22 protein-coding genes are annotated in these 17,963 nt (G+C 74.3%); 18 read left to right on the forward strand and 4 right to left on the reverse strand.

The window, feature by feature from the left end:
- Positions 1 to 12: 12 nt before the first annotated feature.
- From glpX to ACFQPP_RS13345, 13 genes are all read left to right on the forward strand, one after another.
- Complete coding sequence (gene glpX / locus ACFQPP_RS13285; protein WP_376917120.1) at positions 13 to 1,011, forward strand: class II fructose-bisphosphatase; 999 nt, start codon at positions 13 to 15, stop codon at positions 1,009 to 1,011.
- A gap of 185 nt (positions 1,012 to 1,196) precedes the next feature.
- Positions 1,197 to 1,862 (forward strand): SipW-dependent-type signal peptide-containing protein, encoded by a 666-nt coding sequence (locus tag ACFQPP_RS13290; RefSeq protein ID WP_376917121.1) that lies wholly within the window; start codon positions 1,197 to 1,199, stop codon positions 1,860 to 1,862.
- An 11-nt stretch (positions 1,863 to 1,873) separates the two neighbouring features.
- The gene (locus ACFQPP_RS13295; protein WP_376917122.1) at positions 1,874 to 2,539 is read left to right on the forward strand and encodes a SipW-dependent-type signal peptide-containing protein; all 666 of its coding nucleotides are present in this window, start codon (positions 1,874 to 1,876) and stop codon (positions 2,537 to 2,539) included.
- Positions 2,536 to 3,201 (forward strand): hypothetical protein, encoded by a 666-nt coding sequence (locus tag ACFQPP_RS13300; protein WP_376917123.1) that lies wholly within the window; start codon positions 2,536 to 2,538, stop codon positions 3,199 to 3,201. The genes ACFQPP_RS13295 and ACFQPP_RS13300 overlap by 4 nt, the downstream gene beginning before the upstream one ends.
- Positions 3,198 to 3,734 carry a hypothetical protein gene (locus tag ACFQPP_RS13305; RefSeq protein ID WP_376917124.1) on the forward strand — a complete coding sequence of 179 codons (537 nt, stop codon included), beginning with the start codon at positions 3,198 to 3,200 and terminating at the stop codon, positions 3,732 to 3,734. The genes ACFQPP_RS13300 and ACFQPP_RS13305 overlap by 4 nt, the downstream gene beginning before the upstream one ends.
- Complete coding sequence (locus ACFQPP_RS13310) at positions 3,731 to 4,360, forward strand: signal peptidase I (RefSeq protein WP_376917125.1); 630 nt, start codon at positions 3,731 to 3,733, stop codon at positions 4,358 to 4,360. Before ACFQPP_RS13305 ends, ACFQPP_RS13310 begins: the two co-directional genes overlap by 4 nt.
- A complete protein-coding gene (locus tag ACFQPP_RS13315) occupies positions 4,353 to 4,847 on the forward strand; it encodes a hypothetical protein (RefSeq protein WP_376917126.1) in 495 nt (164 codons plus the stop codon). Before ACFQPP_RS13310 ends, ACFQPP_RS13315 begins: the two co-directional genes overlap by 8 nt.
- A gap of 178 nt (positions 4,848 to 5,025) precedes the next feature.
- Positions 5,026 to 5,631 carry a TetR/AcrR family transcriptional regulator gene (locus ACFQPP_RS13320; protein ID WP_376917127.1) on the forward strand — a complete coding sequence of 202 codons (606 nt, stop codon included), beginning with the start codon at positions 5,026 to 5,028 and terminating at the stop codon, positions 5,629 to 5,631.
- Positions 5,628 to 6,374: a 3-hydroxybutyrate dehydrogenase gene (locus ACFQPP_RS13325; protein ID WP_376917128.1), complete on the forward strand. Its 747-nt coding sequence runs from the start codon at positions 5,628 to 5,630 to the stop codon at positions 6,372 to 6,374. Before ACFQPP_RS13320 ends, ACFQPP_RS13325 begins: the two co-directional genes overlap by 4 nt.
- On the forward strand, positions 6,371 to 7,270 hold the full coding sequence (locus tag ACFQPP_RS13330; protein WP_376917129.1) for an alpha/beta fold hydrolase: 900 nt from the start codon (positions 6,371 to 6,373) through the stop codon (positions 7,268 to 7,270). Before ACFQPP_RS13325 ends, ACFQPP_RS13330 begins: the two co-directional genes overlap by 4 nt.
- Complete coding sequence (locus ACFQPP_RS13335; RefSeq protein WP_376917130.1) at positions 7,267 to 8,037, forward strand: CoA transferase subunit A; 771 nt, start codon at positions 7,267 to 7,269, stop codon at positions 8,035 to 8,037. The genes ACFQPP_RS13330 and ACFQPP_RS13335 overlap by 4 nt, the downstream gene beginning before the upstream one ends.
- A 2-nt stretch (positions 8,038 to 8,039) precedes the next feature.
- Positions 8,040 to 8,669, forward strand: a complete 630-nt coding sequence (locus tag ACFQPP_RS13340; RefSeq protein WP_376917336.1) for a CoA transferase subunit B — start codon at positions 8,040 to 8,042, stop codon at positions 8,667 to 8,669.
- A 59-nt stretch (positions 8,670 to 8,728) separates the two neighbouring features.
- On the forward strand, positions 8,729 to 9,766 hold the full coding sequence (locus ACFQPP_RS13345) for an alpha/beta fold hydrolase (RefSeq protein ID WP_376917337.1): 1,038 nt from the start codon (positions 8,729 to 8,731) through the stop codon (positions 9,764 to 9,766).
- A 33-nt stretch (positions 9,767 to 9,799) separates the two neighbouring features.
- Here the strand turns inward: ACFQPP_RS13345 and rmuC are convergent, their stop codons facing one another.
- The 3 genes from rmuC to ACFQPP_RS13360 all read right to left on the reverse strand — a co-directional run bounded on the left by rmuC (position 9,800) and on the right by ACFQPP_RS13360 (position 12,656).
- Positions 9,800 to 11,341: a DNA recombination protein RmuC gene (gene rmuC / locus ACFQPP_RS13350; protein WP_376917131.1), complete on the reverse strand. Its 1,542-nt coding sequence runs from the start codon at positions 11,339 to 11,341 to the stop codon at positions 9,800 to 9,802.
- Between the two features lie 136 nt (positions 11,342 to 11,477).
- On the reverse strand, positions 11,478 to 12,101 hold the full coding sequence (locus ACFQPP_RS13355; protein ID WP_376917132.1) for an exonuclease domain-containing protein: 624 nt from the start codon (positions 12,099 to 12,101) through the stop codon (positions 11,478 to 11,480).
- Positions 12,102 to 12,167: 66 nt separating this feature from the next.
- Positions 12,168 to 12,656, reverse strand: coding sequence for a DUF3515 domain-containing protein (locus ACFQPP_RS13360; RefSeq protein WP_376917133.1), 489 nt, complete (start codon positions 12,654 to 12,656; stop codon positions 12,168 to 12,170).
- Between the two features lie 23 nt (positions 12,657 to 12,679).
- Between ACFQPP_RS13360 and thiL the strand changes: the two genes are divergently transcribed.
- From thiL to ACFQPP_RS13375, 3 genes are all read left to right on the forward strand, one after another.
- A complete protein-coding gene (gene thiL / locus ACFQPP_RS13365; RefSeq protein ID WP_376917134.1) occupies positions 12,680 to 13,687 on the forward strand; it encodes a thiamine-phosphate kinase in 1,008 nt (335 codons plus the stop codon).
- Positions 13,688 to 13,748: 61 nt separating this feature from the next.
- Positions 13,749 to 14,054, forward strand: a complete 306-nt coding sequence (locus ACFQPP_RS13370) for a hypothetical protein (protein ID WP_376917135.1) — start codon at positions 13,749 to 13,751, stop codon at positions 14,052 to 14,054.
- On the forward strand, positions 14,030 to 14,419 hold the full coding sequence (locus tag ACFQPP_RS13375) for a hypothetical protein (RefSeq protein ID WP_376917136.1): 390 nt from the start codon (positions 14,030 to 14,032) through the stop codon (positions 14,417 to 14,419). Before ACFQPP_RS13370 ends, ACFQPP_RS13375 begins: the two co-directional genes overlap by 25 nt.
- On the opposite strand, the gene rsmD is transcribed toward ACFQPP_RS13375, so the two are convergent.
- The gene (rsmD, locus tag ACFQPP_RS13380) at positions 14,416 to 15,024 is read right to left on the reverse strand and encodes a 16S rRNA (guanine(966)-N(2))-methyltransferase RsmD (RefSeq protein WP_376917137.1); all 609 of its coding nucleotides are present in this window, start codon (positions 15,022 to 15,024) and stop codon (positions 14,416 to 14,418) included. The genes ACFQPP_RS13375 and rsmD overlap by 4 nt on opposite strands.
- Positions 15,025 to 15,117: 93 nt before the next feature.
- On the opposite strand from rsmD, the gene ACFQPP_RS13385 reads away from it, so the two are divergent.
- Both ACFQPP_RS13385 and coaD read left to right on the forward strand, forming a co-directional pair.
- Entirely contained in the window at positions 15,118 to 17,322 is a 2,205-nt protein-coding gene (locus ACFQPP_RS13385; RefSeq protein ID WP_376917138.1) for an ATP-dependent DNA helicase RecG, read from the forward strand.
- Between the two features lie 156 nt (positions 17,323 to 17,478).
- Entirely contained in the window at positions 17,479 to 17,961 is a 483-nt protein-coding gene (gene coaD, locus ACFQPP_RS13390) for a pantetheine-phosphate adenylyltransferase (RefSeq protein WP_376917139.1), read from the forward strand.
- The last annotated feature ends 2 nt before the right edge of the window (positions 17,962 to 17,963 follow it).

A 17,963-nucleotide genomic window follows, 5' to 3' on the forward strand; every position in this document is an offset into this window, starting at 1 on the left:
AAGGAGCCATCGATGGCCGACACCGTCTTCCAGCATCCCGATCGCAACCTCGCGATGGAGCTCGTGCGCGCGACGGAGGCAGCAGCCATCCGCGCCGTGCCCTTCATCGGTCGCGGCGACAAGAACGCAGCCGACAAGGCGGCCGTCGACGCGATGCGCACCTTCCTCGGCACCGTCGCATTCGACGGCGTCGTCGTGATCGGCGAGGGCGAGAAGGACGAGGCGCCGATGCTCTTCAACGGCGAGCACGTCGGCAACGGCCGCGGCCCGTCGTGCGACATCGCCGTCGACCCCATCGACGGCACGTCGCTGACGGCTGCCGGTCGACAGAACGCGCTGAGCGTCATCGCCGTCGCCGATCGCGGCACGATGTACGACCCGGTGGATGCGTTCTACATGGACAAGCTCGTGTGCGGCCCCGAGGGCAAGGGCGTCGTGTCGCTCGGCCAGTCGATGGGCGACAACGTGCGCGAGCTCGCCCGCGCCAAGGGCAAGGACGTCGCCGACATGGTGGTCGCCGTGCTCGACAGGCCGCGCCACGCGGCGCTCATCGACGAGATCCGCGCCGCCGGCGCAGGCACGCGGCTCATGCTCGACGGCGACGTGGCCGGCGGCATCAACGCCGCACGATGGGAGTCACGCATCGACATGTGCGTCGGCGTGGGCGGCACCCCCGAGGGCGTCATCACCGCGTGCGCCATCAAGGCGCTCGACGGCTTCATCGAGGGTCGCCTGAACCCGCAGTCGGCCGACGAGCACGCCAAGGTCGTCGCCGCCGGGCACGACCTCGAGCGCATCCTGTCGGTCGACGACCTCGTCACGAGCGACAACACCTACTTCGTGGCGACGGGCGTCACCGACGGCGGCCTCCTCGACGGCGTGCGTCGCAAGGGTCCGCTCATCCGCACGGAGTCGCTCGTGCTGCGCTCGAAGACCGGCACGGCGCGCCGCGTGATCGCGGAGCATCTCGCGTCGAAGTGGCTCGATCGCGACGCCGAGCGCGTGCGCTGACGCCGCGATCGTCGCATCGCATCCGGACCCCGGATCGCCTCGAGCGATCCGGGGTCCGTCGTGTCGTGCGCGGTGCGACACGCGCATCGCACGGGCCCGTGAGCATCCGATGCTTGACGAATGGGGTACAGGCACAGGACACTTGAAACGTCCTCATCTATCCCTCGCCCCTCGGGAGTGCACCCATGTCCATCAACGACGTCGAGGCCGTGGCCTCGCCCGGCCGCTCGAGCCGCGGACGCAAGGTCCGCGCCATGCTCGCCGGCGGTCTCGTCCTCGGCGTCGGCGCCGCGATCACCCTCGCCGCCTGGACCGACAGCGAGTTCGCGACCGGCACGTTCACCGCCGGCGCCTTCAACCTCGAGGGGTCGACGACCGCCGCGGACAGCGGCTACGACGACCACAACGTCGAGGACGGCGACGCAGCCGCCAGCCTCGAGTTCACGCTCGACCTCAACGCGAACCTCACCCCGGACGACGTCACGTACGCACCGTTCTGGGTGCGCCTCGACGCCACCACGACGACGGCGGCCACGCTCGACCTCACCTCGATCGTCGCCGTCGACGGCACGCCCGGCAACGCCGCGAACCTCGCGTGGACCGTCGTCTCGCTCGACGACGGCGACGCGTGCGACGCAGCAGGCGTCGCAGGCGGCACCGTGATGGGCTCGGGCGGCACGCTCACGACCGACGCGGCCGTCGCAGGCGCGACCGAGCCGCTCGCGATCGGCACGACGCCCGGCACGGCCGGCGCACCCGTGCCGCTGTGCTTCGCCGTGACGGCCGGCCCCGACCTCGTGCAGACGGGCTCGGCGACGGGCACGTGGCAGCTCCTCGCCACCTCGATCTGATCGGACCGACGTTGGCACTGCACCGCGCGCCGAGGGCGAACCGCCGCCTCGGCCTCAAGATCCGCGCCATCCTCGCCGGCGGCCTCGCCCTCGGCGTCGGCGCCACCGTGACCCTCGCGGCATGGAACGACTCCGAGTACGCCACGACGACCGTCACGGCGTCGACGTTCAACATCGTCGGCAACATGTCCGGCCAGACGGGCGGCACGGCCTTCACCGAGCACGACACGACCGCCTCCGCGGGCGTCGTGACCTACTCGCCGGCCGTCACCGGCATGTCGCCGAACACCGTGTCGTACGGCACGGTGCAGATCCAGACCACGGCCGCGACGAACGTCGGTGGATCGGTCATCGTGCAGCAGTCCGGCGCGGCACCCGCCACGCCGCTCGCCGGCGCGCTGCGGTACGCGATCCGCGTCGCGCCGAACCAGGCTGCGTGCGCCGAGGCGCTCTTCACCTCGACGACGCCACCGGCGGGCTCGGTCATCGTGCCGAACGCGACGCCGTTCTCGACGGGCATCGTGACCGCCGGTCAGACGACGCAGTCGTTGAGCGCCGCCGCGGGCAACACCGTGACGTACTGCGTGCGCATCGAGCTGCCCGCCGGGGCGCCCTCGACGCTGCAGGGCGGCACGGCGACCGCGACCTGGCAGTTCCTGGCGACCTCGTCGTCATGAGGCGAGCCGCCGCGTCGATCGGGGCAGCAGCGGTGCTGCTGACCTGGTCGGCGTCGGCGGCATCCGCCGCGGTGGAGGAGACCGTGATCGAAGGCGAGGTGCTGCGGCTCGTGTCGGTGCAGGACGCGCAGGCGATGGCCGCGATGCTCCCCGGCGAGCCCGTGACGTGGGACGTCGGGGTCGGCTCGTCGGAGCCCGCCGGCACCATCGACGTGTCGCTCGACGTCGTCGACGCCGCGACGGGCGCCTACCGTGCCGTCGTGCAGGTCTGCGACGAGCGCTGGTCGGCCTCCGGATGCGCGCTCGGCGCCACGCCCCTGCTCGACGAGACGCTCGTCGAGGGGGAGAGGGCGCAGCTCGCCCGGCAGGACGCCGCGGCGTCGGCCTGGTACCGCATCGAGGTCGAGCTGCTCGCGCCGCGCGGCGGCGCGACGGTCGACCTGCGGCTCACGGCCGACGGCTTCGGCGAGGTGCTCGGCGACGGCGGCGAGGCCGGGACGCCCGGCGCCCAGCCCGGCACCCAGCCGCCGGTCGGGGCCATCCCCGGGCTGCCGCAGACCGGCGGGCACGTCGCCTGGTACGGGCTGCTCGCCGTGCTCGCGGTCGCCGCGGGCGTGCTCGTCGCCCGCATCCCCTCGCGTCCGCGGGAGGACGGGCGATGATCCGGCTGCGCTCGACCCCGCGGATGCGCCGCGTCGCCGCCGCGTCCGTCGCGCTCGCGACGCTCGCGCTCGTGCCCGCCGTCGCATCCGTCGGCCAGACGGAGGCGGCGTGGGTGAACTCGGAGCACGCGACGACGACGGCGACCGCGCCGACGGTGCGGATCACGAAGGGCACGTGCACGCTGTCGGGCGGCTCGCTCCTCACGCAGCCCACGACGGCGACCTTCGCGTGGTCCTACCCGCCGGCGAGCCAGACGGTCATCGTGCCGTCGTCCGTCACGTACCAGATCACGAACTCGACGAACGCCGTCGTCTTCGGTCCGACGACGGCCGCCGTCGCGGGCACGCCGCTCGGACCGACGTCCTTCCAGGTCGGCGTGGGCCAGGGAGCCGTGGGCACGTACACGGCCACCGTCGTGCCGAGTCGCACGTGGGCGGGCAACGCGACGCCGTGGACGGGTCCTGCCATCACCTACACGCTCGTCGTCTCGCAGGACCTGCTCGGCACCCGCTACTTCTCCTCCTGCACATGAGCCGCAGCATCGCACGCAGCCCGCACGGCATCGTCGGGCGCATCCTGCTCGACGTGCTCGCGCTCGGCGGGCTCGTCTGCATCCTGCTCGTCGTCGCATCCTTCGTCTTCAAGGTCTCGATCGTGATGTTCGCGACCGGGTCGATGACGCCCACGATCCCCGCGGGGTCGATCGCCCTCGTGCGCGAGATCCCCGCGACCGAGATCGAGGTGGGCGACGTCGTCACGGTCGACCGCGACCCCGACCTGCCCGTCACGCACCGCGTGCTCGAGATCCAGGGCGTCGACGGCGAGCTCGTGACCTTCACGATGCAGGGCGACGACAACGTCGATCCGGATCCGTTCCCCTACGTCGAGACCACGGTGCGCGAGGTGCTGTGGTCGGCGCCGGGGCTCGCGAACGCCGTGGTGCAGCTGCAGAGCCCGTTCGTGCTCGGCGGGATCACCCTCGGCGCGACCGTGCTCGTGACGTGGGCGTTCTGGCCTCGGCGCCGCGACGAGGAGCCCGAGGTCGAGCCGCACGAGCCCGCGCCGCTCGGCGACGAGGTGCGAGCGCCCGCGCGCGAGGAGGCGGAGTCGCCGTCGGAGGACGGGCGGCCGCCCGCACGGCGGGACGGCCGTGGCTGACGCGGCCGCGCACCCCGCCCGGCCGATGCGGGCGCGACGACTCGCCCGGCGCGCGCTCGTGCTCGGTGCAGGGCTGCTCGCCGCGACGGTGACGCTCGGCGGGGTGCAGCCGACCGAGGCGGCATGGAGCGACGCCGAGCACGCACGCACCACGGTCGCAGCCGTCACGCTCGCGCCGCCGGTCGTCTCGTCGTGCGCCTACTCCGGCGCCCTCGCGGCCTGGACGGCGACCTTCAGCCTGTCCGGGCTCACGCCGGGTACCACGGTCCGCTACCGCATCTACCAGCCGGGCACGACGACGCTCGCCGCGAGCGGCTCCGTCGCCGTCACGGGCGCGACGCTCGCGGTGCCGCTCGCAGGCGGGCAGCTGCTCGGGCGATGGCCGGTCGAGTTCGACGTCGTGCGCGGCGGATGGGCGAGCACGCCCGCGCCCGCGCACGTCGTCACCGTGCTCGGGCTGCTCGGGTCCTGCGGCGCCGGCGCGTGAGCGCGCCGGCGCTCCTTGACACGCGCGCTCGCCCCGGTGCATCCTCGGACGAGACCTGAATCACCCGTCAGGTCGAGCGACGGAGCCCGCTGACGCGCTCCGCGCACCTCGACGACGAGAGGCGACCGATGCGCGAGCCCGCGACGCTGCGTCACGGCTGCGCCTGTGAGCCTGCCGCGTGAGCGAGCCGAGGACGCCGCGCGGCGCCGACACGAAGCGTCGCATCCTCGCGGCCGCCGAGGAGGTGCTCGACGAGCAGGGCTACCCGCAGGCGTCGGTCGCCCGCATCACCGACCGCGCCGGCGTGGGCCAGGGCACGTTCTACCTCTACTTCGCCTCGAAGCCCGAGCTGCTCGAGCGGCTGGTCGACGAGCTCGGCGAGGACGTGCGACGCGCCGTCGTGGAGGGCGCCGCGGGCGCCGCGACGACGGCGGAGGCGGGGGAGGGAGCGCTGCGCGCGCACCTCGCCGCGATGGCTCGGCGCCCCGCGCTGCACCGCGTCGTGCGCGAGGCCGAGCACGTCGCACCCGACGCGATGCGGCGGCACCGTGCGCGCCTCGTCGACGGCTACGTCGAGGCGCTCGCACGAACGCGGGCCGCGAGCGGCGGCGACGTCGACCCGGAGGTCGCCGCATGGGCGCTCCTCGGCATCGGCGAGCTCGTCGGCATGCGGTGGGTCCTGCGCCGCGACGACGGCCAGCAGGCTCCGCGGCTGCCGGGCGCCGTGCTCGACCAGACGACGCGCCTCATCCGCAGGGCGCTCGACGCGAAGGAGGAGCGATGACCGAGCTCGAAGGACGCCGGGCGATCGTCACCGGCGGCGCGAGCGGCATCGGCGCCGCGATCGCGCATGCGTTCGCGGAGGCCGGCGCGCACGTCGTCGTCGCCGACCGCGACGGCGACGCCGCCGACGCCCTCGCCGCCCGCATCGGCGGCGAGGCATGGCACGTCGACCTCTCGGACGTCGCCACGCTCGAGACGCTGCGACTCGACGCCGACATCCTCGTGAACAACGCGGGCATCCAACGCGTCAGCCCCATCGTCGACTTCGAGCCCGCCGACTTCCGCCGCATCCTGCAGCTCATGCTCGAGGCGCCGTTCCTGCTCGTGCGCGCCGTCATGCCCGGCATGGTCGAGCGCGGCTTCGGCCGCATCGTCAACGTCTCGAGCATCCACGGCATCCGCGCCTCGCCGTTCAAGTCGGCGTACGTCGCAGCGAAGCACGGGCTCGAGGGGCTCTCGAAGGTGACGGCGCTCGAGGGCGCCGAGCACGGCATCACGAGCAACTGCATCGACCCCGGGTACGTGCGCACCGCCCTCGTCGAGCGGCAGATCGCCGACCAGGCGCGCACCCACGGCATCCCGGAGTCGGAGGTCGTCGAGCGCATCATGCTCACCGAGATGGCGATCAAGCGCATGGTCGAGCCCGAGGAGGTCGCGTCGCTCGCGACCTGGCTCGCCGGTCCCCACGCGGGCATGGTGACGGGCGCGTCGTACACGATGGACGGTGGATGGAGCGCGCGATGACGGGCGAGGCCGGCACGGCTGCGGCCATCGAGCGCGCCCTCGACGTGCCCGTGGCAGGCGGCAGCCTCCACGGCAGCGACTGGCGGCCGGACGCCCCGGGCCCCGTCGTCGTCGGGGTCCATGGGATCACGGCGAACCATCGCTCGTTCCACGGGCTCGCCGACCGGCTCGGCATGCGCCTCGTCGCCCTCGACCTGCGCGGGCGCGGCCGATCCCGCGCGCTGCCGGGGCCCTACGACCTCGACGCGCTCGCCGCCGACGTCGCCGCGGCGCTCGACGCGCTCGCGATCTCGCGCGCGATCGTCGTCGGGCACTCGATGGGCGCCTTCGTCGCCGCCCGCCTCGCAGCCTCGCGGCCCGACCTCGTCGCATCCCTCGTGCTCGTCGACGGCGGGCTGCCGCTCGCATCCGTCGCCGACCCCGCCGCGGTGCTCGGCCCCGCGATCGAGCGCCTCTCGCGCACGTTCGGCTCGCGCGAGGAGTACCGCGACCTCTGGCGGCAGCACCCCGCGTTCGTCGAGTGGTCGACGCTCGCCGAGAAGCACGTCGACCACGACCTCGCCCTCATCGACGGCGCGTTGCGGCCATCCGCGCTGCCGGAGGCCGTGCGCGTCGCGATGCTCGCGCTCGGCGATGCCGACGCCGCGCTCGCAGCCCTCGACGCCGTGCGCGCGCCCATCCGCCTGCTCACGAGCCCGCTCGGGCTGCTCGCCGAGCCGCCCGGGCTCTACGGGGGCGGACGGCTGCAGGGCCTCCTCGAGCGGCTGCCCGCCGTGCGTGCGAGCGACGTGCCCGGCACGAACCACTACACGATCCTGCTCGGCGCCGGCATCGACGCCGTCGCCCGAGCCACCGAGGACGCCGCCCACGAGGCGGCAGGAGGGGAGATGCCATGAGCATCGACAAGACCGTGGCGACGGCGGCGGAGGCCGTCGCCGACATCGGCGACGGCGCCACGCTCGCCGTCGGCGGATTCGGCCTGTGCGGCAACCCGATGGCGCTCATCGAGGCGCTCGTCGAGCGCGGCGTCACCGGGCTGCAGGTCGCATCGAACAACTGCGGCGTCGACGACTGGGGCCTCGGGCTGCTGCTGCGCAACGGGCAGATCGACAAGATGACGTCGTCGTACGTCGGCGAGAACAAGGAGTTCGAGCGCCGCTACCTCTCGGGCGAGCTCGAGCTCGAGCTCACGCCCCAGGGCACCCTCGCCGAGCGTCTGCGCGCGGGTGGCTCGGGCATCGCGGCGTTCTTCACGCAGACGGGCGTCGGCACGCAGGTCGCCGAGGGCGGCCTGCCGCGCCGGTACAACGAGGACGGCACGATCGCCGTGGCCTCCGAGCCGAAGCAGGTGCAGCAGTTCGCCGTCGACGGCGAGCTGCGCGACTTCGTGCTCGAGGAGGCCATCGCCACCGACTTCGCGCTCGTGCACGCCGAGGTGGGCGACCGCCACGGCAACCTGATCTTCGCGAAGTCCGCCCGCAACTTCTCGCCGCTCGCCGCGATGGCGGGTCGCGTCTGCATCGCGCAGGTCGAGCGCCTCGTCGAGCCCGGCGAGCTCGACCCCGACCGCATCCACCTGCCCGGCGTCTTCGTGCACCGGGTGCTCGAGGTGGGCACCGACATCGAGAAGCGCGTCGAGCGACGCACCGTCCGGGAGGCATGACCATGGCGCTCACCCGCAACGAGATGGCCGCACGCGCAGCGCAGGAGCTGCAGGACGGCGCGTACGTCAACCTCGGCATCGGACTGCCGACGCTCGTGCCGAACCACGTGCCGGAGGGCCGCACGGTCGTGCTGCAGAGCGAGAACGGCATCCTCGGCGTCGGCCCCTACCCGACGGAGAATGCGCTCGATCCCGACCTCATCAACGCTGGCAAGGAGACCGTCACCACGCTGCCCGGCACGTCGTTCTTCGACTCGGCGACGTCGTTCGGCATGATCCGCGGCGGCAAGATCGACGCGGCGATCCTCGGCGCCATGCAGGTGTCGGTCGCCGGCGACCTCGCCAACTGGATGATCCCCGGCAAGATGGTGAAGGGGCCGGGCGGCGCGATGGACCTCGTGCACGGCGCGAAGCGCGTCATCGTGCTCATGGAGCACGTCGCGAAGGACGGCTCGCCGAAGATCGTCGCCGAGTGCTCGCTGCCGCTCACCGGCCGCGGCGTCGTCGATCGCATCATCACCGACCTCGCCGTGCTCGACGTCACCGACGATGGGCTGCGGCTCGTCGAGCTCGCACCCGGCGTCACGCTCGACGAGGTGCGCGCCGCCACCGAGCCGGAGATCCTCGCGTGAGCGACGGCGGCGGGGCGGCGGCGGGGGAGTCGACGGTGGCGGACGCGCGCCGACCGTGGCTGCTCGACGGCGTGACGGCGCGGCAGGTGACGACGCCGCGACTGCGGGCGAACGTGCTCGCTGCCCGCTCCGGCGCCGGGCTCCCCGTGGTGCTCGTGCACGGCAACGTGTCGTCGTCGCACCTGTACCAGCAGACGATGCTCGCGCTCGCCGGCCCGTCGATCGCGATCGACCTGCGCGGGTTCGGCGACTCCGAGCCGCTGCCGGTCGACGCGACGCGCGGACTCGGCGACTACGCCGACGACGTCGCCTCCGTGCTCGACGCGCTCGACATCGCACGGGCGGTGCTCGTCGGCTGGAGCATGGGCGGCGGCGTCGTGCTGCGCCTGCTGCTCGACCGACCGGACCTCGTCGCCGGCGTCGTGCTCGAGTCGCCCGTCTCGCCGTATGGCTTCGGCGGCACGCGCCTCGACGGCTCGCTCGCGCATCCCGACGCCCCCGGCACGGGCGGCGGGGGAGCGAACCCCGACTTCGTCGCCCGGCTCGCCGCCGGCGACGCCTCGGCCGACGCGCCGACGAGCCCGCGGTCGGTCTTCCGGGCGGCGTACGTCGCGCCCGGGTACGAGAGCGACCTCGAGGACCTGTGGGTGGCGTCGATGCTCACGACGTCGACGGCGCCGGGCTCGTATCCGGGCGATGCGTCGGCGACCGATGCGTGGCCCGGCTTCGAGCCGGGTGGCGTCGGCGTGCTCAACACGATGGCGCCGACGGTGTGCGACCTCACCGGCATCGTCGACGGCCCGCATCGGCCGCCGATCGCCTGGGTGCGCGGCGCGCTCGACGCCATCGTGGGCGACGCCTCCTCCTTCGACCTCAACGTGCTCGGCTCGCTGGGCGTCGTGCCGGGCTGGCCGGGCGACGACGTCGCGCCGCCGCAGCCGATGGTGGCGCAGACGCGCGCGGTGCTCGCGCGCTACGCGGATGCGGGCGGATGGGTCGAGGAGCACGCGTGGGAGGGCGTCGGCCACGCGCCGCACCTCGAGCGCGTCGAGGAGTTCGCGTCGGTCGTGGAGGCGATGCGCGCCCGCGTGTCCTGACGCGCGCCCCTCGCCCCGGCGCTCGTCGGCGCGTCAGCCGGCGCGCGACTCCGTCGCCTCGTCGCGAGCGACGGTGCGCGTCGTCTCGTCGCGCAGCAGCTCGTCGATCGCGAGGTCGGCGTGGGTGGGATGCGCGCCTGAGGCGTCGGCGTCGGCCTCGGCGCGCTCGCCCTCGACGCCCGCATCGTCGCGCGCGGCGCTGGGAGCCTCGATCGCGAGGTCGGTGAACTCGGCGGCCGTGAGGGGCCTGGGCGCCTGCTCGATCTCGTTGGGCTCGACGATCTGCTTCGGTGCGTCGAGTCGTGCGAGCTTGCGCGCCGACACGAGCACGCGCGACTCGAGCGAGGAGGTGAACGCGTTGAAGTGCTTCACCGACGACTCCAGCGACGAGCGCACCTTCTCGACGTGCCCGGCCATCGTGGCGATGCGGTCGTAGAGCTCCTGGCTGAGGTCGTGGATGCGCGCGGCGTCCTCGGCGACGGCGGCCTGGCTCCACGTGATCGCGACCGACTTCAGCAGCGACCACAGCGACACGGGGCTCGCGAGCGCGACGCGCTTGCCGAACGCGTACTCCATGATCGACGGATCGGCCTCGAGCGCCGCCGACACGAGCGACTCCGACGGGATGAACGCGACGACGAACTCCGGGCTGTTGGCGATGCCGGCCCAGTACGCCTTGCTCGCGAGCTGGTCGACGTGGGCGCGCAGCGCCTTCACGTGCTCCTGCATGAGCGACGCGCGACGTGCGAGCTCCTCGTCGGAGGCCGTGAGCGGGATGCGCGACGCCTCGAGGTAGGCGCGGAACGGCACCTTGGCGTCGAGCGCGAGGTGCTTGCCGCCGGGCAGGTGCACGATCATGTCGGGGCGCTGGCGGCGGTCGTCGCTCGTGAACGACGTCTGCGTGTCGAAGTCGACGCGCTCGACGAGCCCCGATGCCTCGACGACGCGTCGCAGCTGCGTCTCGCCCCACACGCCGCGCGTCGAGTTCGACGACAGCGCGCTCGCGAGCGAGTCGGCCGTGGCGCGCAGACGCTCCTCGGACTGCAGCGACTGCTGCAGCTGCTGCGCGATCGAGCCGTGCTGCTCGCTGCGCTGACGCTCGAGCTCGACGAGCTGCGTCTGCAGCTTGGTCACCGCCTCCTTCATGGGGGCGATCTGCTCGGCCACGCGCGACTCGCGGCGCTCGCGCTCGGTGGACTCGTCGGCCGCCGACCTGGCGACCTCGAGCTGCTCGCGGAGGGCCTGGACGGTGGCGGCGAGGCTCGCGCGCTCGCGCTGCGCGGCGTCGCGAGCGTCGATCGCGTCGCGGTGCTGCCCCGCGAGCGACTCGTGCGCCGAGCGGAGGCCCGCGAGCTCGGCGTCGACGCGCTCGCGCTCATGCAGCTCCTGCTGGCGGACGAACTCCCGCTGCTGCGCCTCCTGCTGCTCGGCGAGCGCTCGCGCCTGCGCCGCCTGCTGCTCGGCGACCGTCGCCTCGCTCGCCTTCGCGCGAGCGACGAGCAGCGACGCGAACCAGCCCGCAGCACCTCCGACGAGGAGGGCGACGAGCAGTGCGAGGGCGATGCCGAGGTCCATGGCTCCAGTGTGTCGAGCACCTCCGACAGGGCGTCGCTGCCGCGCCGCACGGGCGCGACCCGCGGCCCGTCCGGGCCTCGCCGCATCCCATCGCCCGCTCGCCGGAGGCGCGCCGGAGGCAGCGCACGTCAGTGCGCTACGGCCGCCACCAGGCGTCGGCGGGCTCGCGCTCGAGCGTGCGCTGCTGGGCGAGGGGGCCGAGCCACTCGATGCGGGTGGCGCAGATGCGCGCGAGGTGCTCGAGGTCGCTCGCGCCGTGGCGAGCGGCGGCGTGCGTGACGATCGTCGCGCAGGCCTCGGCGTCGGCGGCGGCGTCGTGGTGCGTGAAGTCCTCGAAGCCCGCGGCCATCGCCGCGACCGGCAGCCGGTACGAGTCGAGGTGGTACGTCTTGCGGGCGATGCGCAGCGAGCACGTCCACCGCGTGTCGGGCACCGCGAGGCCGCTCGCGACCGACGCGGCCTTCAGCACGCCCTTGTCGAAGCCGACGTTGTGCGCCACGAGCACGTCGCCGCCCACGAACGCCAGCAGCCGGTCGTGCTGCTCGTGCCAGCGCGGCGCGTCGGCGACGTCGTGCTCCTGGATGCCGTGGATCCGCACGTTCCAGTGCGAGAACGCATCGTGCCCGAGCGGGGGCCGGATGAGCCAGGAGGCGCGGTCGACGATGCGCGAGTCGCGCACCTTCACGAGCCCGACGGAGCAGGCGGATGCGGGCGAGCCGTTCGCGGTCTCGAAGTCGATCGCGGTGAAGTCGATCGCCATGCCGTCAGCCTCGCACCGACCGCAGACACCGACGGCCGCGCCCCGCGGCGCGGCGAGCGCGAGGGGTCACGGCGCCTCGTCGGGCGAGATGCAGCCGCCGACGCGCTCCGTGACGGAGACCTGCTGCGAGAGCTCGCCGAGCACCGTGCCGCCCGAGATGACCTCGGCGTCGATGACGACCTCCACGGCGGGCTCGCGCCCGTACGAGACGAAGGTCTGCGCATCCTCGCCCTCGACGCCCGTGACGGCGATCCAGTCGACGCCCTCGAACGTGAGGCACTGCGCCGTCGACGGCGCGGGCACCGGCACGCCGCAGCGCAGCGTCACGGCGGTGGGCTCGCCCCAGGCGGCGGTCGCCTGCGCATCGGTGTCGCGCGCGTCGAGCGGGCCGCCGACCTGTCCCTCGGCGAGCACGTCGGGCAGCGCCACGATCACGGAGGCGCACGCCGGGTCGGTCGCGTCCTCCGCGACGTCGAGCGAGACGGTCGGCGCGCACGCGGTGAGCGCGGTCGCCGCGAGCCCTGCGAGGGCGAGGGCGATCGAGGTGCGGCGCATCGCCTCCAGGCTATCGTCGTGGCGTGCCAGCGCCCGACCAGCCCACCCCCTCCGCGCAGCACGCCGCGGCGGATGCGACGGTCGCCGAGGTGGGGGAGCGCGGTGCGCTCGCACGCATCATCCCTCGCCTGCCGCTCGGCGCCGACACCCTCGTGGGCCCCGGCGACGACGCCGCGATCGTGCGCGCCGACGGCGCGTTCGTCGTCACGACCGACACGATGCTCGAGGGCCCCGACTTCCGCGCCGCATGGTCGACGTGGCGCGACCTCGGCGCGAAGGCGGCCGCGTCGAACCTCGCCGACGTCGCGGCCATGGGTGCGCGTCCGACCGCGCTCGTCGTCGCGCTCGCGGTGCCGGGAGCGACGCGCGTCGCCGACCTCGAGGCGTTCGCCGACGGTCTCGCGGATGCCGTCGAGGCGCTCGCGCCCGGATGCGGCGTCGTGGGCGGCGACCTCACGACGTCGCGCTCGACCGTCATCGCCGTCACGGCGTTCGGCGCGCTCGACGGCCGCGCCGCCGTGCTGCGCTCCGGTGCGCGCGTGGGCGACCGCGTCGTCGTGAGCGGCGACCTCGGCTCGGCGGGCGAGGGCGTCGCGCTGCTCTTCGCGCACGCGATCGTCGACGGCGTCGAGTCGGCGGAGGCCGCGGCGCGGCTGCGTGTCGAGCATCCGCGCGCCGTGGAGGCGCAGCTCGCGCCCGTGCCTCCCGTCGCGATGGGGGTCGTGCTCGCGGAGGCGGGCGCCACGGCGATGCTCGACGTCTCGGACGCGCTCGCGCTCGACGCATCCCGCATCGCGCAGGCGTCGGGCGTGCGCCTCGCGCTCACGTCGGCGCCGCTGCGCACCTTCCCCGCGCCGCTCGAGAGCGTGGTGCACGGCGGCGAGGACCATGCGCTGCTCGCCACGCTCCCCGCCGACGCGCCGCTGCCCCACGGGGTGCTCGAGATCGGCGTCGTCGAGGAGGGCGAGGGCGTGACGCTCGACGGCGCGACCCTCGATGCGCGCGGCTGGGATCCGTTCGCCGTCTCGTAGCTGCCGCGGGTCGCGCGGCAAGCGCTGGACCGCGGGCGCGCGGCGTGGTCGAGTGGCGTGCATGGACGCACGGTCCTGGCAGCGGCGACGCCGCGTCGCCATCGCGGTGGCTGCCGGCGTCGTGGTCGTCGGCATCGCCCTCGCGTTCGCCGCCTGGGCCCTCGCGCCGCAGTGGGGTGCCGGGTGGGCGCTGCTGTGGCTCGTGCCCTCCCTCGGCCAGCTCGCGCTCGTGCTGGCCCGGCGGCCCAGGCGGCTGCGCGCGCGCCTCGACGCGGTCGCCGCCACGATCGACGGCGACGCGACCGCGACGCTCGTGCTCGTCGACGGTCGACACGCGACCGCGTGGCTCGGGTCCGCGGCCTCGTGACGGAGTGGCTCGTGCTCGTCGACGACGAGAGGGGCTACGCGCTGTGGGATGCGCGCAGACGCGGCCCCGTCGAGGTCCTGCGACGCTCGTGGTCGCAGGTCGAGACGGCCGTGGTGCGCACCGACGGCGCCGGCGTCGACCTCGTCTCAGCCGACCCCGCGCATCCCACGATCCGCGTGAGCGCCGCCGAGCTCCGCGACGAGCCGCCGCAGGTCATGTCGACGCCCACGCGGCAGCGGGCCCTCGCCGCTCGCGTGCGCGCACGCGTGCGCGCCGTGCGGCCGGACGCGGCGCCCGAGCCGCCCGAGGCCGGGCGCGACGTCGACTGGCTGGCGCCGCCGGATCGGACGCGGCCCGAGGCCTAGCGCTCGTCGCCAGCGGGCCGCCCGCCGGCCCCGTCGGCGCCGCCCGCATCCGCCCGCGGCGACAGCCAGTGCACCGCGGTGTCGCCATGCCGCCTCGTGCGCTCGAGCTCGAGTCCCGTGGGAACCTGCGGAGCACCCGCCCGCGACGATTGCTCGAGCACGACGACCGCGTCGTCGGCGAGCGCGCGCACGAGCGCGTCGAGCACGTCCGTGACCTGGCCGGGCGCCAGGTCGTACGGAGGGTCGATGAAGACGAGGTCGAACGTGCGGGTCGTCTGCGCGAGGAAGGCGAGGGCGGACTGCGCCACGACGAGCGCGCGCGGCGCGCCGGCCTTCGCGACCGCGTCGGCGTTGCGCTGGGCGACGAGCGCCGCGGGCTTCGCCGAGTCGACGAGCACGACGGATGCCGCGCCCCGGCTGGCCGCCTCGAGCCCGAGCGCGCCGGATCCTGCGAAGAGGTCGAGCACGTGCGCGCCCTCGCAGAGGTCGCGTGCGTCGAGGGCGGAGAAGATCGACTCGCGCACGCGATCCGACGTCGGCCGCGTGCCGCTGCCTGGCACCCTGAGGGTCAGCGAGCCCGCGAGTCCGGCGATGATGCGCGTCACGCATCCATCCTCGCGCACGCCGGCCCTTCGACCAGGCACCGCACGCCCCCACCCGGCAATCCGGCGTCGCACGCGTCGCCTACGCTGGCTGCCGTGACCGACCGCTCCGCCGACGCGACGCCGGGCGGCGTGCCGGACGGCGCGGTGCCCGACGGCCTCGAGCGCTCGCTGCGCATCGCCGTGGGGCAGAAGACGGCCGATCGGCTCAAGCGCGCCTTCGGGTACGAGCGCGTCGGCGACCTCGTGATGCACGTGCCGCGCCGCTACGTGCAGCGCGGCCAGCTCACCGACCTCTCGGCGCTGCAGATCGGCGATCACGTCACCGTCGTCGCCGAGGTGCGCGCGGTGGGCACCCGCGAGACGGGCAGGCGCGATCGCCGCGGCCGACCGCTCGTCGTGACGACCGTCGACATCTCCGACGGCGCGCGCGACACCCTGCAGCTCACGTTCTTCAACCAGCGCTGGATCGAGGGGCAGCTGCGCAAGGGCGTCACGGCGATGTTCTCGGGCACCGTCGGCGCGTATCGCGACCAGCGGCAGCTCACGCATCCCGAGTTCGAGCCCTTCGAGGACGAGGGGGCCGACCCGGCGGCGTGGGCGGACGAGGTCATCCCCGTGTACCCGGCCACGGCGACGCTGCCGTCGAAGGATCTGCGCGCCCTCATCCAGCAGGTGCTCGCCGACCTCGGCCCCATCGACGATCCCGTGCCCGACGACGTGCGCGCCGCCCACCGCCTGCTGCCGCTGCGCACCGCCCTCGAGCGCATCCACGCCCCCGAGTCGGAGGCGGCGGGCCACGCGGCCATGCACACGCTGCGGTGGCACGAGGCCTTCCTGCTCGAGACGTACCTGCTGGCGACGCGGGCGTGGATGCAGTCGCTGCCGTCGACGCCGCGCGTCGCGGGCGCGCTGCTCGAGCGCCTCGACGCGTCGCTGCCGTACGAGCTCACCCCCGATCAGCAGGCCGTGGGCGACGAGGTGCAGGCCGACCTCGCGGCGCGCACGTCGATGCATCGGCTCGTGCAGGGCGAGGTGGGATCGGGCAAGACGCTCGTCGCGATCCGGGCGATGCTCGCCGTCGCCGAGTCGGGCGGGCAGTCGGCCCTGCTCGCGCCGACGGAGGTGCTCGCGAGCCAGCACCTGCGCTCGATCGTCGCGACCCTGGGCCCGGACCTCGCCGCCGAGCTGCACCCCGTGCTGCTCACGGGGCAGATGCCCGCCGCCGAGCAGCGTCGGGCGCTGCTCGCCATCGCCGCGGGGCAGTCGCGCATCGTCGTCGGCACGCACGCCCTGCTCTCCGATCGGGTGCAGTTCGTCGACCTCGGGCTCGTCGTCATCGACGAGCAGCACCGGTTCGGCGTCGAGCAGCGCGAGACGCTGCGGCAGAAGGGCGTCGCACCCCACACGCTCGTGCTCACGGCGACGCCCATCCCGCGCACCATCGCGATGACGGCGTTCGGCGACCTCGACGTCTCGACCATCCGCACGCTCCCGCCCGGCCGCTCGCCCATCCAGACCCACGTCGTCGGCCCCGAGGCGTCGCGCGCCGTCGACCAGCGCATCTGGCATCGCGTCGCCGAGGAGGTCGCGAAGGGGCGGCAGGCGTTCGTCGTGTGCCCGGCGATCGCGCCCGGCGACGTCGAGGGCGGGATGCCCGAGGACGACGAGGGCGAGGGCCGCCCGCCGCTCGCCGACGTCGAGACGTGGACGCGGATGCTGCGCACGCATCCCGGGCTGCAGGGCACGCGGGTCGAGTCGCTCACGGGCGCGATGGCGTCGGACGAGAAGGATGCCGTCATGCGCGCCGTCGTCGCCAACGAGGTGGGCGTCGTCGTGGCGACGACCGTGATCGAGGTCGGCGTCGACGTGCCGAACGCCACCACGATGGTCGTGCTCGACGCCGATCGCTTCGGCGTCTCGCAGCTGCATCAGCTGCGCGGTCGCGTGGGCCGCGGCGCGCACGCCGGCCTGTGCCTGCTGCGCACGGCGGCGCAGCCCGAGACGCCGGCGCGCGAGCGGGTGGATGCGGTGGCGGCGACGCTCGACGGCTTCGCGCTCGCCGAGATCGACCTCGAGCATCGCCGCGAGGGCGACGTGCTCGGCACGACGCAGTCGGGCGGGCGCTCGAGCCTGCGCCTGCTGCGCGTCACGCGCGACCGCGGCGTGATCGAGGCGGCGCGCGAGGCGGCGCTCGCGGTGCTCGCCGACGATCCGCGGCTCGAGCGGCGTCGCGCGCTGCGCCTCGCCGTGCATCGCCGCCTCGACCCGGATGCACGAGCGGCGCTCACGTCGGCGTAGCGCGTCGGCGGGGGAGCCGCGCGTGGCGGCGCGCCGGGCGCACGCGTCCACCTCCGCGCCCTCGGCACGCGCGGCCGGCCCTGGCGCCGCCCCTCGCGGCGACACGCGTCGGCGGCGCAACATGCCGGACACATGAGCCTGGATAGACTCGATCCCATGCCCCGCATCGCCGTCGTGCCCGGCTCCTACGACCCCGTCACCCTGGGTCATCTGGACGTCATCTCGCGCGCAGCGCGCATCTTCGACGAGGTCCACGTGCTGGTGGTGCACAACCCCGACAAGAACGCGTTCCTGCCTGCGCCCGATCGTCAGCTGCTCATCGAGCGTGCGCTCGAGGAGGCGCGCGTCGAGGGCCGCTTCACGGTCGCGACGTGGTCGATGGGCCTGCTCGTCGACTACTGCCAGCAGGTGGGGGCCGACGTGCTCGTGAAGGGCATCCGGTCGCAGATCGACCTCGCGTACGAGACGCCGATGTCGATCGTGAACCGCGACCTCGCGGGCATCGAGACGCTCTTCCTGCTGCCGAACCCCGAGAACGCGCACGTGTCGTCGAGCCTCGTGCGGCAGGTCGCCGAGCTCGGCGGCGACGTGAGCCCGTACGTGCCGCGTGCCGTGGCCACGTTCCTGCAGCGCGCGTGACG

The organism is Agrococcus sp. GCM10030265 (genome assembly GCF_042666675.1).
In the GTDB taxonomy this organism is placed as follows: Bacteria; Actinomycetota; Actinomycetes; order Actinomycetales; family Microbacteriaceae; genus Agrococcus.

What these genes read in the sequence shown, in the direction of transcription:
- ACFQPP_RS13325 (WP_376917128.1), top strand. Translation starts at nt 5,628, where the DNA reads ATGACCGAGCTCGAAGGACGCCGGGCGATCGTCACCGGCGGCGCGAGC.
- coaD (WP_376917139.1), top strand. Translation starts at nt 17,479, where the DNA reads ATGCCCCGCATCGCCGTCGTGCCCGGCTCCTACGACCCCGTCACCCTG.
- ACFQPP_RS13340 (WP_376917336.1), top strand. Translation starts at nt 8,040, where the DNA reads ATGGCGCTCACCCGCAACGAGATGGCCGCACGCGCAGCGCAGGAGCTG.
- ACFQPP_RS13360 (WP_376917133.1), bottom strand. Translation starts at nt 12,656, where the DNA reads ATGCGCCGCACCTCGATCGCCCTCGCCCTCGCAGGGCTCGCGGCGACC.
- ACFQPP_RS13300 (WP_376917123.1), top strand. Translation starts at nt 2,536, where the DNA reads ATGAGGCGAGCCGCCGCGTCGATCGGGGCAGCAGCGGTGCTGCTGACC.
- ACFQPP_RS13335 (WP_376917130.1), top strand. Translation starts at nt 7,267, where the DNA reads ATGAGCATCGACAAGACCGTGGCGACGGCGGCGGAGGCCGTCGCCGAC.
- ACFQPP_RS13310 (WP_376917125.1), top strand. Translation starts at nt 3,731, where the DNA reads ATGAGCCGCAGCATCGCACGCAGCCCGCACGGCATCGTCGGGCGCATC.
- ACFQPP_RS13355 (WP_376917132.1), bottom strand. Translation starts at nt 12,101, where the DNA reads ATGGCGATCGACTTCACCGCGATCGACTTCGAGACCGCGAACGGCTCG.
- ACFQPP_RS13330 (WP_376917129.1), top strand. Translation starts at nt 6,371, where the DNA reads ATGACGGGCGAGGCCGGCACGGCTGCGGCCATCGAGCGCGCCCTCGAC.
- ACFQPP_RS13370 (WP_376917135.1), top strand. Translation starts at nt 13,749, where the DNA reads ATGGACGCACGGTCCTGGCAGCGGCGACGCCGCGTCGCCATCGCGGTG.
- ACFQPP_RS13290 (WP_376917121.1), top strand. Translation starts at nt 1,197, where the DNA reads ATGTCCATCAACGACGTCGAGGCCGTGGCCTCGCCCGGCCGCTCGAGC.
- glpX (WP_376917120.1), top strand. Translation starts at nt 13, where the DNA reads ATGGCCGACACCGTCTTCCAGCATCCCGATCGCAACCTCGCGATGGAG.
- rmuC (WP_376917131.1), bottom strand. Translation starts at nt 11,341, where the DNA reads ATGGACCTCGGCATCGCCCTCGCACTGCTCGTCGCCCTCCTCGTCGGA.
- ACFQPP_RS13305 (WP_376917124.1), top strand. Translation starts at nt 3,198, where the DNA reads ATGATCCGGCTGCGCTCGACCCCGCGGATGCGCCGCGTCGCCGCCGCG.